This window comes from Sphingobacterium bovistauri (genome assembly GCF_020295405.1).
Lineage (GTDB): Bacteria > Bacteroidota > Bacteroidia > Sphingobacteriales > Sphingobacteriaceae > Sphingobacterium > Sphingobacterium bovistauri.
Map to the genome: position 1 here is coordinate 24,111 of NZ_JADEYP010000023.1, position 16,279 is coordinate 40,389.

Sequence of the window (16,279 nt, forward strand, 5' to 3'; positions counted from 1 at the left end):
ATATAGAACTACTATGTTATTATCACATTATCAAGAGGATTTGATTGAAGCGGGTTGCGACGAAGCTGGTAGAGGTTGCCTTGCAGGCCCTGTATTTGCAGCAGCAGTCATATTCCCAAAAGACTATTACAACCCTATCTTAAATGACTCCAAGAAGCTGTCAGAAAAAAAAAGAATGGCACTAAGACCTATTATCGAGCGTGATGCATTAGCATATGCAGTGATGACGGTCAGTCCACAAGAAATCGATAGGATAAATATTCATAATGCTTCATATAAAGCAATGCACTTGGCGCTAGATATTTTATCTGTCAAGCCCGAATTATTATTAATCGATGGGAATAGATTTATCCCGTATAAAGACACCCCTCATCAATGTATAATAAAAGGTGACGGAAAATACCTCTCAATAGCTGCCGCATCGATATTAGCAAAAACGTATAGAGACGACTATATGATTGAACTTGGGAAGGAATTTCCAGCTTATGACTGGGCAACAAACAAAGGATACCCAACTGTAAAACATAGAAATGCTGTTTTGGAAATAGGATCAACTATACATCACCGTAAAACTTTCACGGTGAGTAAGCCACAATTAAAACTGTTTTAAAACAGAAAAGGCTTTTCAAATGAAAAGCCTTTTCTGTTTTTTATACGGATTGTTTTTTCCGTCTAAGAGTAAGGAATATTCCTGCTACTAACCCTAAAACCAAAACAATAGATCCGATTAGAGAAACAATATTGCTAATTTTCACCGTTGATGGATCAAATACAAATTCCACTTTATGATTCCCTCCAGGCAATTGAAGTGCACGAAGGATATAATCGGCACGTAAGATAGGTACTTCTTCCCCGTCTACATAAGCCTTCCATCCCTTCTCGTAATAAACTTCAGAGAACACCGCAAACACATCATTAGGTGCGCTATATTCATATTCCATTCTATCTGGATGATAAGAAGTCAATTTAATTGATGCATTATTTGCTAATCTTAAACGCTTCTCGTCGATTTTACTTTTGAACTCCTCATGTACAAAAGCTTCTTTTGAAGGATCGAAACTACTAATAGCTTGCATTTCTTGGTTATTGTCCTTTACAAAAGTTACCTTATCTACAAACCATGCATTACCTGCTGCTGTCGAACGTCTCTGAATACGGTCTACATTATTTTGTGGATCTTTAGAAATCAAATAACGTACGTTGAACATATCCAACACGTCTTCATTAATAGCTCCATTAAATTGGTGCTCTAATATCTCTTGAAAACGCATTAATTTCGCGGCATGGTAACCACCTAGACTTTTGTGGTAAAAAGAAGCCTTAGCATCTGAGAATGGATTTGTCGTTAAGTCCAACACTCTGTAGCTTGGATCTTTATCCAATTTTATCAATTGATCAACCTCACGCTCTTCGATAGGATTCTTTAAAACACTCTTATCAACGAATGTATCATTGTTTAGATAGCGTCTGTCCACCGTCCACAAATCCACCAACGTTACCACCCCAAGTACAATTACTAAGACGGTAGCAGATAGCTTCTTTTTTATAAATGCAAAGATTAAAGCAAGAATAATCACGACGATAAAGAACGAACGCCATGCATCAGCTGAAGCCAAGTCCGCTCTATCCTTTACCAAAGCATCCGCCAATTGATTTGCCATACCCGCATCACCAAGCTGCTGTCCTAACATCGCCACGAAGTTTTGATGATCAGTTATTTTGAAGCTTAAGAGACTTGGTATTATCGCAACTATTAGACACAAAAGCGCAACACCTCCGAAACTATATAGCACCTTTTTATCAAGGTCAACTATTTCGTCTTTTCTAAGAATCAACTCATGTACAGCCAAAACCGCTAACAATGGAATCAATATAGAAGGAATAATAAGTATTGATTCTGGTGCTCTAAACTTATTATACAATGGCGCATAATCGAAGAATATATCAGATACTATAGGGAAGTTTTCTCCCAATGCTAATAACATTGTCAAGACTATTGCCGATACAATCCACCACTTTAACCTATCTTTTACAAGAAATAATCCTAGAATAAATAAAGCAATTATACCTGCTCCAAAATACCATGGGCCAGAAGTAAATGACTTATCTCCCCAATATGTAGGTATACCTTGAGCATACTGAACAGCTTGTTGTTGTGGCGCACCTACACTTGTAAAAAACTTAGCTACATGTGACTCTTCGTCTAATAAACCACCTGATTTACCTCCATAAGCATTAGGTATTAACAATGTTAAATTTTCACCAACGCCTTGACTCCATGCGTACGCATATTCTTTGTCAAGACCGGCAGAAGCCTTTCCATCATCTGTTTTAGTAATATTTGCTTTGCCTCTAGTCGTCAATTTACTGTATTCGTAGGTAGGGAATAATACTGTAGCATTTACTGCAACTGCAACTAGCACTGCACCTACTTGGACAGCTGTGTTTTTCGCAAATTCTGGTAATTTTTTGTCACGAATAGCATAGTACAATTCGAAACCAACATAAATCAACAACGCTATAAATAGGTAATACGTCATCTGGACGTGGTTCGTACGAATTTCTAAAGCTAAAAACAATGCTAATAGAATAGAACCCCACAACCTATTTCCGCGATAACACATGATTACAGCGCCTATAATTGGTGCTAAATAGGCTATTGCATAGGCTCTATTGAGATGTCCTGCTTCTATATAAATGAAATTATAGGACGAGAAAGCTATTGCTATTGCCCCAACCGCAGCTAACCATGGTTTAACACGTAATACACTTAATAAGAAATAACCTCCTAATAGATAAATTAAAATTATATCTGCCGGAACTGGAAAAACTGATTTAATAGCACGGTTAATGTATGTCCCAACGTTGGTTGCATGTTCATACCAAATTTGAAAAGTTGGCATACCACCAAACATGGAGTTTGTCCAATTGGGTGCAGGACCATCTTTTGCCTTATAATCGAAAAGCTCCTTTTGGCTACCTATAGCCTGTACCACGTCATGTTGCGATAGGGTTTTACCTTGCCAAACTGGCGAAAAATAGAAAAACACTAAAGCAAAAAATATTGCAATGACGATTAAATGTGAGGAGTTATCTTTAAACCAATTTTTCATGTATAATTTAGTGGTTATTTTTTGTCAAAGCCCAAAAATATAGAATTGATTTTAATAATTACTATGACTTTGATGATTAGTTTCCTTTTTCAATTAACTTTTTAATATCGGATAATTCGCCAAAAACGACTAATAGATCATTTTCACGTAAGACAGTATCTGATTTTGCGATACCCGAAGCCTCTTTGTGCAAACCCTCAGATACTTTTACAGTGGTCAACACAATAACTTTATACTTATTCGTTAGATCGGCCTCGCGTAATGTAAGACCCACGTATTTATTTGGCACTTTCGTCTCGATGATTTGGTATTTATCTGAGACTTTGAATGAATCTACAATATCAATATTATCCAAACGCATTGCTAAACGCTCTGCCGCCTCTTCCTCAGGCATGATGTATTCGTCGATCTGCATAGCTTCCATAACGGTACGTTGCAAATCCGAAACTACGCGTCCAATTATCCGCTTTACGCCCAATTGTTTCACGAGAGCTGTAGTCATTAATGTCGCCCCCTCATCTTCACCAATTGCAACGATGACACCATCACAATCTTTCAATGGCAGCGAACTTACCGCTTCCCTATCTGTAGTGTCGAGACAAACTGTATGTGTAATTTTATCTTTTAATTGTTCGACAATCTGAATATTGAGATCAGCACCTATCACCTCATGTCCCAGTTCTGTAAGATGTATTCCTAATGAACGACCAAAATGTCCCAATCCTAAAATAATATATTTCATGCTATTGCCTTTTTCATATAAAAACTAGAAAAGTAGCTTTTCTGTTGGATAAATATAACTTTTGTTTTTTGTATTCTTGATAAACGCCACAAGCAATGTCAACATCCCCACACGCCCCACAAACATGGTGATGATTACCACTAATTTTCCTGCAGCACTCAATGATGGCGTAACCCCCATACTAAGTCCACATGTTGTATACGCAGAGACGACTTCAAACAACAATGGAATCATCTCTTGTTGTGGATCAGTCACATTGAGCAATATAAAAGAAAAGGTAATCGTCAACACCGAAAGAATTATAATAGCAAATGCTTTATTGATTGACTCTGCAGCTATTCTACGTCTAAAAATCTCAATTGAATCTTTACCTCTTGCTAATGCAATTATATTCATAAAGGCCAAAGCAATTGTTGTCACCTTTACCCCCCCACCAGTTGACCCTGGAGCAACTCCCACCCACATAAGCGTAGTAATCATTATTAGGGTTGGAATATTTAGAAAATTGATGTTTACACTATTAAAACCAGCTGAGCGCGATGCATTTGCCATAAAAAAAGAAGTCACCCACTCGCCAATCACACTTTTATCTTCTGATAAAGTATAATTTTGCTCCATCACATAATAGGACACGGTAGCCAACACAAGCACGACCATATTACAAAGAACAATAAACTTTGTATTGAAAGAAAACTGCTGCGCTTTGTGTTTGAATCGCTTCTTATTAACTACAGCCTGAATTAATGCTTCGATTTGAGATTTGACATACGTATAAAAATTATAAACCGTTCCGAATCCCATACCTCCCAAAACAAATATCAGTGCGAGCACAATTTGAAAACCATAGTTGTACCTATAATTATCATTTGCAATACCATCAGGCAATATCGTAAAGCCAGAATTACAAAATGATGATATGGAGTGAAAAACAGAAAAGAAAATTTGCTGACCTACATTGTCAAAATGTGCTGATTCAATTGAAAAAAAGATAAATACCGCTCCAATTAATTCGAAAAGTAACGTAATAGATATAATAGTCAATAATGTAGAAATGACAGAATTTAGCTTGTTTTCACCTAATATTTCTCCAAACATTAGTTGATTTTTAAAGGAAAACCCACCTGAGAAGAAATAACCAAAGAAACCTGTAAACGTCATAATCCCTAAGCCTCCCACTTGAATGAGCGTCAAAATCACACTTTGTCCAAAAAGAGAAAAATTACTCGATATATCTGTAACTGCCAATCCAGTGATACAAACCGCACTTGTTGCCATAAAAAATGCGTCTACAAAACTGAGTGGTGCATGCAATGTGGTACGTGGCAACATCAACAATAATGTGCCAATCAAAATCAAACCTATAAAACTGATTACAAATAATATTGTAGGATTAAAATAAAAATTATCAAAGAAAAGGCTACTCTTCGATAGCTCAGACAGAAATATTACACCAATCCCAAAATACATCCATTCATCTCTTGCGAAATAAGATAGGAAATCAACCCCGCTTATACGGGCCAAGACAATAACAAAGATGCTGGTGACTACAACTATACCCGAATATTGGGACACATTGATACGCTGACTTGCATAAATATACGAGCCTGTACGAAGCAGTTCCATGAAAAACAAGCCATAAAACATTATAACTATAGCCTGTCCTGTGTATAAAGCAATATTTGGATTGGTTATATACCCTACATGAACGATAACTGTAAGCGCACAAATCATGCTTACATAAAACATCACTCTGTCGACTATCCCCTGACGATAGCGGAATACAAACTTTAGAAAACTGGCAATGGATTCCATAGTACAAACATAGTAATATACTTTACTTTATAAGCAATTACTGTTTAGAATCCTCCTCTGATTTCTTGTCCTTTTTGAAAATTCCCTTTATAAAATTTCCTGTTTTCTTTCCTACATCCTTAGCGCCTTCGACGATATGCTTTCCTTTTTCTACAACATCTTTACCCGTTTCAGCAGTTCCCATTAATTTTGCTTCTCGCTCTTTACTTATTCCCGCACACTGCTTGATACCGTCAAGCAAACTTTGCCACACTGTTTTGAAGAAAGTATGTTCTGGCACCCGTGTGTAATTTATCTTACCTATAGTATATACCCCTTTGTTGTCAGGATTACTATCGTTGATCAATAGATGATTGACAAGATATGAAACAACCTTTTTTGAAGATTGCTCACCATTTTCATCCCTTTTATTGAGCAAACTAATCTTTAAGTCACTATAATCAAATCTAAATTCCCCCCAATTCTTCCGATCTGTCCCTTCCATATTAAAAGATATCTTTTTAATATTTCCAGAGGCCAACTCAACATTGAGTAAAGGCGCCAAGATTCGATTAAATGACGTAGCTTGCATGGCGCCCAATGTGCCGCTATAAGTATGATGTCCTGTTTTGCTTAACATATCAAACCCAAACTTCATATGAATATTCCCTGCGTTCATAATTTTTGCGCGCAAATCGGCTCGCATATACTTATCCTTTTTCAGTGCCAAAGAATCATTCGTTACATTAGTTAATACACCATTGGCGTTATTAAAACTTATTGACCCTTCTCTGAAGAACTTACCGCTCATTTCATGATACGTTATGGATATATTATCGACTACAACTGTATCCAAATGAAGTAATTTCTTCATTTTCATTATCTGTTGATGTGGAGATCTACCGACTTTTACAATTGGATATTTGGGGTAACGCTTATCTGCATATAAATCAACTGTACCATTTTTAAGTTGAACTTTAGAAGCGATTGTTTGTTGATTATCAATTAGAGCTTTGAAATCTAAACGTTCCACGCGCAACGTATCGAACTTCATCACGGCCATGGTCACATTTTGATTCTTTTGTTTATAAAATGATGCCTTATTCATCTTAGGTTGATAAACGACATCTGTAAGCAATATATTTTGGTCACGAGTATTAATCTTCAGCCCTTTAAATTTTGCTTTGTAAAAACCATCTGGCAAATCATATTCAAAGCCCGGAATATCAACATCAACCATTTTAGTATAGAAAAACCTTGTGCTGTCTTGCAATGATGTTTCATCGACTAATACGTCATGAACCTTGATCGTAATCTTATCCAAATCAATACTACTTTGCTTTCCTTCCTCAAACTTCGAATACTTAAACTTGACATCTTCAATATTTATATCCTTCACATTTACAGATGAGAAAATATCTTTCACATTCTCATAGAGTGTTTTTTTAGGCTTATTACTGATCGTATCATTAAAGGAATGATGTTCACTCAACAAATGAATATTTGGCTCTTCAAAAGAAATAGACTTGATATTCAACTTTTTCTTAGAAATCACATCCATCAAATTGAATCGACGGACTTTTAGTGCTTTTAATTTAATGTGAAACCGATTATTTGGTGCATCTTTCGACAATATCATTTTTTGGTAGACGACAGAATCAGGAATGAGTTCAGCATTCGTCAGAGTGACATTTCCCAATCCGATATTCAAATCTAAATCATCATATCGAAGTGAATAAAGACCATTAGTAGAGTTGTAAACTACCTCTTTGAGTTTAGTTTCAACTATTGGCTTCCAGTTACGACTATAATACCACACTACCGAAATTAGTATAACAATGATAGCTGCAATAATTCCCAGTATCCACTTCCAAATTGGTCTCATAGAAAAAGCGTTGTATATTGATTTATAACAAAACAATATACAACGCTTTTTGTTTTCAGTCCATTAACGGCTTATTAGTTAACTCCTGTTGTCATCATTATTATACATACTAATGTAGCTTTCATACCTAGATGATTCGATATGTCCAGCCTCAACCGCATCTAACACCACACACCCTGGTTCATTAATGTGTATACAATTATTAAATCTACATTTATTCAGAAAAGCACGCATCTCGGGAAAGAAATGAGACAATTCTTGCTTTTCTATATCTACTATGCCCAATTCACGAATACCTGGAGTATCAATCAATTTTCCTCCAAAAGGCAGCTGTATCATTTCAGCAAAGGTGGTTGTATGCTTTCCTTTATCAGACGAATCCGAAATATTCCCTGTTCGCAAAGACGCTTTCGGAACGATGCTATTAATTAACGTAGATTTCCCTACACCAGAATGCCCTGAGACCAATGTCACTTTATCTTTCAAAAGAGCTATAACATCGTCTATATTTGTTCCTTCTGCTGCCGATACCTGATAACAAGGATATCCTAGTTTTTCATAAATTCCTCTGTAGTCCGCCAAAATTTCTAAACCCTCATCACTAAATAAGTCCAGTTTATTGAACACCAAAATTGCAGGGATGCTATACGCTTCCGCAGTCACCAAAAAACGATCTATGAAACCTAATGAAGTCGGTGGTGATGCTAATGTGACCACTAATATTGCTTGGTCTAGATTTGCCCCGATTATTTGTGTTTGCTTAGAAAGGTTCACCGATTTACGAATAATATAGTTTCTTCTTGGCTCTAGTTCTGTAATTATCCCCGTGTTTTGATCAGCCTCCAATTCAAAATTCACCCAATCACCTACAGCAATAGGATTAGTAGTTTTAATACCTTTGGTTCTAAATTTACCCTTTATACGACAATCGTATTGATTCCCCAGCTCATCTTGTACCTGATACCAACTTCCTGTAGATTTTATTACCAATCCTCTCATGCGATTTTGTCTCAATTATATTTGAAATGACATTCCTACAAAAGTCGCAAAAATTTGTTAATATCAGCCTTATTCATTTTATTACCTTTGTAAGTACACATAAATATATATTAGGTGAAAAAACTATTTCTTCTAGACGGAATGGCTCTTATTTATAGAGCTTACTTTGCATTAAGCAAAGTGCCTCGTTTGACTTCATATGGATTAAATACTGGTGCTATTTTGGGCTTTACCAACACCTTATTGGATGTTTTGAAAAATCAAAATCCATCGCATTTAGCCGTTGTTTTCGATACTGCAGCCCCAACAAATCGCCATATCGAATTCGAAGCGTACAAAGCACACCGTCAAGAGATGCCAGAGGATTTAGCTAAGTCAATTCCTTATGTATTCAAACTTATTGAAGGATTCAATATCCCCCTAATTACAAAAGATGGCTATGAAGCCGATGATATCATCGGTACGTTAGCAAAGAAAGCGGAACTAGAAGGTTTTACGGTATATTGTATGACACCAGACAAAGATTTCGGTCAGTTGGTATCTGACAATATTTTCATCTATAAGCCTGCGCGTATGGGAAATGGAGCAGAAGTATTAGGTGTACCTGAGATCTTGGAAAAATGGGAAATCACTGATGTATCGCAAGTCATTGATATCCTAGGCCTGTGGGGCGATGCAGTAGATAATATTCCGGGCATACCAGGAATTGGTGAAAAAACAGCGAAGAAGCTCGTTCAAGAATATGGTTCTGTAGAAGGTCTAATTGCAAATGCGGACAAACTTAAAGGAAAGCAGCAGGAAAATGTTATCAACTTCTCCGAACAGGGTCTTATTTCTAAAAAATTAGCAACTATCCTTCTTGACGTCCCTGTAGAATTAGATGAGGAAAGCCTCAAAGTGATCGAGCCAAATAAAGAAATTTTAGAACCATTTTTTGCAGAACTAGAATTTAGAACTCTAGGAAAGCGTGTTTTTGGAGAAGATTTTACAGTAGTAGATAGTGCTAAAAATACTTCCGCTCAAATGGATCTATTTGCTGCACCAATCGCGACAACAGACAACACAAATGAATCAGAAGATATCCCTACTTCTGCTGCAAACAACATTCACAATACGCCGCACAAGTACACATTAGTCGAGAATATTAAAGAAATAGAGGGATTAGCTACTGATTTATCTAAACAAAAAATATTCTGCTTCGATACAGAATCAACCGGCCTGGATGCGCTAACCGCTGAAATAGTCGGTTTATCCTTTTCTTTCGAAAAAGGGAAAGCTTACTATGTGCCAACTCCAGCAAATGCTGAGCAGGCACAGCAAATTGTCAATATTTTCAAACCAGTTTTGGAAGACAAAGACATCACAAAAGTTGGACAAAACATCAAATATGATATTCTTTTATTGGCAAAATACGGCATTCAAGTAAAAGGAGAATTATTTGATACGATGTTGGCTCACTACCTAATTGATCCAGATACACGTCACGGTATGGATATATTGGCTGAAACTTATCTTGGCTACACACCAGTTTCTATCACAGAATTGATTGGTAGTAAAGGTAAAAACCAAGGCAATATGCGTGATGTGGAAATTGAAAAAATCAAAGAGTACGCATCTGAAGACTCGGATATAACATGGCAATTGTATGAAAAACTAGTGCCGCAATTAAAAGAAACTGAAACACAAGATTTGGCTCAAAACGTGGAATTTCCACTCGTTTATACATTGGCTGAAATCGAAAAAAACGGCGTTAAAATTGATGTCGATACACTAAAAACTTTTTCTGAATCTCTTGAAAAAGACATTGCTACTCTTGAAAACAGTATTTACGAAAAAACTGGGGTGAAATTCAATATCGCCTCACCAAAACAGCTCGGAGAAGTTTTATTCGACAAACTTCAACTCGACCCCAAAGCAAAGAAAACGAAAACAGGTCAATACAAAACTGGTGAAGATATTTTGTTGGCGTTAGCACACAAATCGGATATTGTACAAGATATTCTAGATTTTCGACAATATCAAAAACTAAAATCTACTTATGTGGACGCTCTCCCAACGTTGATCAATCCGAATACAGGATTAATTCATACGTCATACAATCAAGCTGTAGCTGCCACAGGGCGCTTAAGTTCGACAAACCCCAATTTACAAAATATCCCAATTCGTACAGAAAAAGGACGAGAGGTACGCAAAGCATTTATTCCAAGGTCGCAAGACCATGTATTACTTTCAGCCGATTATTCACAAATAGAATTGCGTATCATGGCTGAATTAAGCCAGGATGAAAATATGCTAGAAGCTTTTTCATTAGGACTTGATATTCACAAAGCTACAGCAGCTCGTGTTTATGGCGTTTCTTTAGATGAGGTTACCTCTGATCAACGTCGCAATGCAAAAGCGGTGAACTTTGGTATTATCTATGGTCAATCGGCTTTTGGTCTTTCTCAAAGTTTAGGAATACCTCGCCGTGAAGCGGCTGAAATTATTGAACAATATTTCAATCAATACCAAGGTATCAAGCAGTATATGTCCAAAGCTGTTGAATTTGCCAAGGAACGCGGATATGTAGAAACAATTTTAAAACGTCGCCGTTATCTAAGGGATATCAATTCCGCAAATATGACTGTAAGAGGTTTTGCAGAACGAAATGCAATTAATGCGCCAATACAAGGTTCAGCTGCAGATATGATCAAAGTCGCAATGATCAATATTCAAAATGATATCAATGAACAAGGACTCACAGGCAAAATGATTATGCAGGTGCATGATGAGTTGGTTTTTGATGTTCCTACACATGAGATAGATTCATTTAAAAATATTATCTTAGATAGAATGAAATCCGCTATTACTATGCGCGTACCGATTGAGGTAGAAATCGGAGAAGGAAGTAATTGGCTAGAAGCGCACTAACAATTTAGGTATTATGGTAAAAAAATATTGCTTCTTTGTTGTATTCTTTCTTATTAATTTCTTTTCCTATGCACAAGACATTGTCTTCAAGGAAAAGATAAATAATGACTACACCAGGTTCTTTTATGATGACAACTATTTTTTAGTTGATAAGAACTGTGAATTTAAATCAATTGAGCGTGTAGCACAATTTGATACAATCACTTTAAGGTTTCACGGAGAATTCAAAGACTTCAATAATCAAGGGAAATTAATCCTTCATGGATTCTATAAGAATGGAAAAAAAGACGGAGCATTCACGGCTTATCATCCTAATGGAAAAGTGAAATGGAAATCAACCTTTATTGATAATGACGAATCTGGGCTATGGAGCTACTATTATCCTGATGGAAAACCTATGTTAGTAATATCATTAGATAGTGCAGATTTCAAGTTCGTAGACTTTTGGGATACATTTGGCAATCAAAAAATTAAGTCCGGTGAAGGTAAATACAATATAAACATACCTATAAAAGGGTTCACGGATCATGGTTATGCCAGTTACAATACAAAGGGTATTATTAAAAATGGAAAACCTGATGGCAATTGGTCTACATCTTTTATTACCGATGGAAAGAAAAAAGAACTTGTCCAAGTCTTTACAGAAACATTTGCTGACGAGAAAAGAACCTCAAGTCACCTATCTCCTGACTTCATCGGATTATTCATCCCATATGAAGACTTCCAATTGGTTCCTTCTGATTTTTTTGGCAGGAGTGAATTATTTATATTCAATAATTGTTCTTTTGATGAATATAGTGGCTTTAAGAATTTTACCGCCAGAAAGATTAATCACAACCTAAGTACGTTTACGTTCAATATTCCTAATACCTCCTTTCAAGTTGAAGTTAAATATGCCGTAACCAAAAAAGGGTTTCCTTCAAATATCGAGTTAATAAATAGTCCCGATGATTTAAATAAAAATGTTAAAAACAGAATTATGGGAATATTCAATGCTATAGGATATTTTATTCCTTCAATATTGAATGGAGAACCTATAAAAGACAACATTACAATAACAGGAGACTTTATCAACAACAATGGAAATCTAAGATTAAGTCACTTGGACATAAAAAGAGAAAAGGGACAATAGTTTATTATTCCACCTAGTTGTTTATATTTGCACAAAACAGAGATTCATGAAATTTCATAAAGAAGGGTATACAAGTTTAGCTTTAGTAGTTTTATTTATTTTTATAATCAACGCTACAGCTGATTATTTTGATGCAAATCAATATGTTAAATGGTTTTTATATCTTTTATCAGCATTTTTATTTATTACAATAGTTCAATTTTTCCGCAGCCCTAAGAAAATAATAGCCTTAGACGAAAATGCAGTATTGTGTCCCGCTGATGGTAAAGTAGTGGTTATTGAAGAGACTGAAGAATCAGAATATTTTAATGACAAAAGATTACAAGTATCAATTTTTATGTCGCCAATTAATGTTCACGTGAATAGGAATCCCATTTCTGGAATTGTATCATATTTTAAATATCATCCAGGTAAATTTTTAGTCGCTTGGCATCCGAAATCTTCTACTGAGAATGAAAGAACGACTGTCGTTGTTAAAAAATCTAATGGTGTCGAAGTTCTTTTCCGTCAAATTGCAGGTGCATTAGCACGTAGAATTGTGTGGTACGTAAAAGAGGAACAACAAGTTCAACAAGGTGAAGAGTTTGGATTCATTAAATTTGGATCTCGTGTTGATGTATTTTTACCAGTCGGAACAAAAGTTTCTGTGAATATTGGCGATAAAGTTGTCGGAGGAAAAACAGTTATAGCACGCTTTTAATATTATCTTAACATTAATATAAGTAATTTAGCTTCACATATGTGAAGCTTTTTTTATGAACTTTAGACTGTTAGTATTCTATATATCTGCTATAATAGCACTTTCATTGGCAAGTGTAAGCTATTTTTATGTCCAAAACTGGACACACTTTGCCTTTATTGCAGTCGTTTCACTCATAATATCCTTCATTCTACTTACAAATATCCTTCATCGCCATATTCTAAATAGGATTAGTAACATATATAAACTCATCCGTAGTCTAAAACTAGGTAAAGACATGAAAGTGTTGCTTGCCGAACATGCTAGTGAGGATCCTATATTAAGCACAGAGCGTGAAGTTAAAAATTGGGCTATTCAAAAATCTTCAGAAATAGACCAACTAAAGGCGCAAGAAAAATTCCGCAGAGAATTCTTATCTAATATCTCACATGAATTTAAGACTCCATTATTTGCAATTCAAGGATACATCGAGACGCTTAAGGATGGTATGATTGAAGATGATATTGAGATGGCAAACAACTTCCTGAACAAAGCCTCCCGAAATATTGATAGGCTGACATATTTATTAAACGATCTTGATCAAATCTCAAAATTAGAGACTGGTCAAATCACCATTAATAAAGAAAAATTTGATGTCATAGAACTCATTCTAGAGACTGTCGATCATTTAATAGACAAAGCACGGAAACAAAACATAGACATAGTTATCGATATAAAAAACAATAGCCCAATCTATGTTAAAGCTGATAAACAACGAATACAACAAGTACTCGTCAATCTAATTGACAATTCAATCAAGTATGGTAAGCAAGATGGTAAAACTAAAATTAACATCTACCCCCTATTTGATCAAATACTAGTTGAAATTACAGATAATGGATTTGGAATAGAAGAGAAAAATATTTCTCGAGTATTTGAGCGATTTTTCCGTACCGACAAAAGTAGATCAAGAGATATAGGTGGCTCTGGACTAGGATTATCCATCGTAAAACACATTATCGAAGCACATCAACAGACCGTTCACGCAAGAAGTACAGAAGGAATAGGTACTACATTTGGGTTTACTTTAGAAAAAGCTAAAGGTAACACCTAAAAAAATATAGGAAGACTTAACATTAACTTAACATTAAGATCATACATTTGGTGAAAATATAAGAATATGTCATTAAACAGTATTTTTCAGTACTTTGTCCCAAAGGATAAAAAGTTCTTTCCATTATTTGAACAAGCTGGTGCCAATTTAATCGATATGGCTAAATTGTTGAAGGAATTGGTAAATTCACCCAACATCGAAGATAGAAAATCTATCTCTAAAAAACTTGAAGATTTAGAGCATGTAGGTGATAACATCACACATCAGATTCATATGGAACTAGGGCGTAATTTTATAACTCCTTTTGACAGAGAAGATATTCACGCATTAGCAAGTTCATTGGACGATGTTGCTGATTTCATACACGGTGCATCCAATCGCATTCAATTATATAAAGTAGATAAACCTACTGAACCAATGATTGAATTGACTGATTTAATCCTTGAAGCGACTGAACATGTTGCAAAGGCATTATACGAATTAAAAGATTTAAAAAACATCCGTAACATTACAGACTCTTGCGTTCGTATTAATAGTGTGGAGAATAAAGCCGATTATATTTTTGATAAAGCAGTAGCTGATCTTTTTGAATATGAAAAAGATGCCATTATGCTTATCAAACAGAAAGAAGTGTTATCAGCAATGGAAGACGCTACTGACAAATGTGAGGATGTAGCAAACGTATTAGAAAGTATTCTTGTTAAGAATGCATAAACATTGATTTAAATTATCTAATTAATTCATTATGATACCAACTCTACTGATTGTAGTTGTCGTATTAGCTATAGCATTTGATTATATCAATGGATTTCACGATGCAGCTAATTCTATAGCCACAATAGTCTCTACCAAGGTATTAACTCCATTTATGGCAGTACTTTGGGCCGCGATTTTTAATTTCGCTGCATACTTTTATTTCACAGACCATAAAGTTGCAAATACAATCGCAAAAACAGTTATTGAAGAATACATTACACTTGAAGTGATTTTTGCTGGTTTAGTAGCTGCAATATCATGGAATCTATTTACATGGTACTATGGTATCCCATCTAGTTCTTCACACACCTTAATTGGTGGATTTGCTGGATCAGGAATGGCCTACGCTTTATTCCTTGGAGTCAATCCTATCGAAGCAATCAATGTAAGTGCAACCTTAAAAATAATATCTTTTATTGTCTTGGCACCCGTCATTGGTATGACCATTTCCATCATAATTACACTTATTATTATTAATATTTGTAGAAACGCTAAACCAAGAGTCGCAGAGAAATGGTTTAAAATTCTTCAACTCATCTCATCAGCAGGCCTTAGCTTTGCACATGGAGGTAATGACGCACAAAAAGTAATGGGAATTATTTTTGTAGCAATGATCGCCGGAGGTGCTGCTACAGCAGGCGAACAAATGCCAGAGTGGATTCCTATTTCTTGTTATGCCGCAATCGCATTGGGAACAATGAGCGGAGGTTGGAAAATCGTTAAAACTATGGGAACAAAAATCACCAAGGTAACTCCATTAGAAGGTGTGAGTGCAGAAACTGCAGGAGCGGTGACTTTGGGGATAACAGAACATTTTGGAATTCCAGCATCAACTACACACACAATAACAGGTGCAATCATAGGGGTAGGTGTAGTCAAAAGAGTATCAGCAGTACGATGGGGAGTAACCATTAGTTTATTATGGGCATGGGTATTAACCATACCTGTTAGTGCAATACTCGGAGGATTAACTCTCGCTATTATACATTATATTTTATAATAAATTAAAAAAAGAGATGTAAATAAAGAACTACATCTCTTTTTTTAATTTATTACTTTAGAACTTTTTGCTGATTTGGTTTGTTTCATTATGAGCAAATATTTACCTTTATGACAAATTATACTTAAAATTAATAATGATTACAACATTTTGAGCGA

General features: G+C 35.5%; 12 protein-coding genes. 7 read left to right on the forward strand and 5 right to left on the reverse strand.

What is annotated here, in order from left to right:
• Nucleotides 1-13: 13 nt before the first annotated feature.
• Entirely contained in the window at nucleotides 14-610 is a 597-nt protein-coding gene (locus tag IPZ78_RS12085) for a ribonuclease HII (protein WP_225554059.1), read from the forward strand.
• A gap of 40 nt (nucleotides 611-650) precedes the next feature.
• Here IPZ78_RS12085 and IPZ78_RS12090 read toward each other — a convergent pair whose 3' ends face one another.
• The 5 genes from IPZ78_RS12090 to rsgA form a co-directional block, all read right to left on the reverse strand.
• On the reverse strand, nucleotides 651-3,113 hold the full coding sequence (locus IPZ78_RS12090) for a YfhO family protein (RefSeq protein WP_225554060.1): 2,463 nt from the start codon (nucleotides 3,111-3,113) through the stop codon (nucleotides 651-653).
• 76 nt (nucleotides 3,114-3,189) lie between these two features.
• Nucleotides 3,190-3,855 carry a potassium channel family protein gene (locus tag IPZ78_RS12095; RefSeq protein WP_225554062.1) on the reverse strand — a complete coding sequence of 222 codons (666 nt, stop codon included), beginning with the start codon at nucleotides 3,853-3,855 and terminating at the stop codon, nucleotides 3,190-3,192.
• A gap of 24 nt (nucleotides 3,856-3,879) precedes the next feature.
• Nucleotides 3,880-5,667, reverse strand: a complete 1,788-nt coding sequence (locus IPZ78_RS12100; protein ID WP_225554065.1) for a TrkH family potassium uptake protein — start codon at nucleotides 5,665-5,667, stop codon at nucleotides 3,880-3,882.
• 37 nt (nucleotides 5,668-5,704) lie between these two features.
• Nucleotides 5,705-7,531 (reverse strand): hypothetical protein, encoded by a 1,827-nt coding sequence (locus IPZ78_RS12105; protein ID WP_225554067.1) that lies wholly within the window; start codon nucleotides 7,529-7,531, stop codon nucleotides 5,705-5,707.
• Between the two features lie 78 nt (nucleotides 7,532-7,609).
• The gene (gene rsgA / locus IPZ78_RS12110; protein WP_225554069.1) at nucleotides 7,610-8,530 is read right to left on the reverse strand and encodes a ribosome small subunit-dependent GTPase A; all 921 of its coding nucleotides are present in this window, start codon (nucleotides 8,528-8,530) and stop codon (nucleotides 7,610-7,612) included.
• A gap of 114 nt (nucleotides 8,531-8,644) precedes the next feature.
• On the opposite strand from rsgA, the gene polA reads away from it, so the two are divergent.
• From polA to IPZ78_RS12140, 6 genes are all read left to right on the forward strand, one after another.
• The gene (gene polA, locus IPZ78_RS12115; RefSeq protein WP_225554071.1) at nucleotides 8,645-11,440 is read left to right on the forward strand and encodes a DNA polymerase I; all 2,796 of its coding nucleotides are present in this window, start codon (nucleotides 8,645-8,647) and stop codon (nucleotides 11,438-11,440) included.
• Between the two features lie 13 nt (nucleotides 11,441-11,453).
• Nucleotides 11,454-12,572 (forward strand): toxin-antitoxin system YwqK family antitoxin, encoded by a 1,119-nt coding sequence (locus tag IPZ78_RS12120; RefSeq protein WP_225554073.1) that lies wholly within the window; start codon nucleotides 11,454-11,456, stop codon nucleotides 12,570-12,572.
• Between the two features lie 46 nt (nucleotides 12,573-12,618).
• On the forward strand, nucleotides 12,619-13,272 hold the full coding sequence (locus tag IPZ78_RS12125; RefSeq protein WP_225554074.1) for a phosphatidylserine decarboxylase family protein: 654 nt from the start codon (nucleotides 12,619-12,621) through the stop codon (nucleotides 13,270-13,272).
• A 55-nt stretch (nucleotides 13,273-13,327) separates the two neighbouring features.
• Nucleotides 13,328-14,365 (forward strand): sensor histidine kinase, encoded by a 1,038-nt coding sequence (locus tag IPZ78_RS12130; protein WP_225554076.1) that lies wholly within the window; start codon nucleotides 13,328-13,330, stop codon nucleotides 14,363-14,365.
• A 66-nt stretch (nucleotides 14,366-14,431) separates the two neighbouring features.
• Nucleotides 14,432-15,079, forward strand: coding sequence for a DUF47 domain-containing protein (locus IPZ78_RS12135; protein ID WP_225554077.1), 648 nt, complete (start codon nucleotides 14,432-14,434; stop codon nucleotides 15,077-15,079).
• A 31-nt stretch (nucleotides 15,080-15,110) separates the two neighbouring features.
• Nucleotides 15,111-16,121 carry an inorganic phosphate transporter gene (locus IPZ78_RS12140; protein ID WP_225554080.1) on the forward strand — a complete coding sequence of 337 codons (1,011 nt, stop codon included), beginning with the start codon at nucleotides 15,111-15,113 and terminating at the stop codon, nucleotides 16,119-16,121.
• Nucleotides 16,122-16,279 lie beyond the last annotated feature (158 nt).

Bases quoted from the DNA above. Each gene is read 5' to 3' on its own strand.
- IPZ78_RS12085 (WP_225554059.1), top strand. From the start codon at position 14: ATGTTATTATCACATTATCAAGAGGATTTGATTGAAGCGGGTTGCGAC.
- IPZ78_RS12090 (WP_225554060.1), bottom strand. From the start codon at position 3,113: ATGAAAAATTGGTTTAAAGATAACTCCTCACATTTAATCGTCATTGCA.
- IPZ78_RS12095 (WP_225554062.1), bottom strand. From the start codon at position 3,855: ATGAAATATATTATTTTAGGATTGGGACATTTTGGTCGTTCATTAGGA.
- IPZ78_RS12100 (WP_225554065.1), bottom strand. From the start codon at position 5,667: ATGGAATCCATTGCCAGTTTTCTAAAGTTTGTATTCCGCTATCGTCAG.
- IPZ78_RS12105 (WP_225554067.1), bottom strand. From the start codon at position 7,531: ATGAGACCAATTTGGAAGTGGATACTGGGAATTATTGCAGCTATCATT.
- rsgA (WP_225554069.1), bottom strand. From the start codon at position 8,530: ATGAGAGGATTGGTAATAAAATCTACAGGAAGTTGGTATCAGGTACAA.
- IPZ78_RS12120 (WP_225554073.1), top strand. From the start codon at position 11,454: ATGGTAAAAAAATATTGCTTCTTTGTTGTATTCTTTCTTATTAATTTC.
- IPZ78_RS12125 (WP_225554074.1), top strand. From the start codon at position 12,619: ATGAAATTTCATAAAGAAGGGTATACAAGTTTAGCTTTAGTAGTTTTA.
- IPZ78_RS12130 (WP_225554076.1), top strand. From the start codon at position 13,328: ATGAACTTTAGACTGTTAGTATTCTATATATCTGCTATAATAGCACTT.
- IPZ78_RS12135 (WP_225554077.1), top strand. From the start codon at position 14,432: ATGTCATTAAACAGTATTTTTCAGTACTTTGTCCCAAAGGATAAAAAG.
- IPZ78_RS12140 (WP_225554080.1), top strand. From the start codon at position 15,111: ATGATACCAACTCTACTGATTGTAGTTGTCGTATTAGCTATAGCATTT.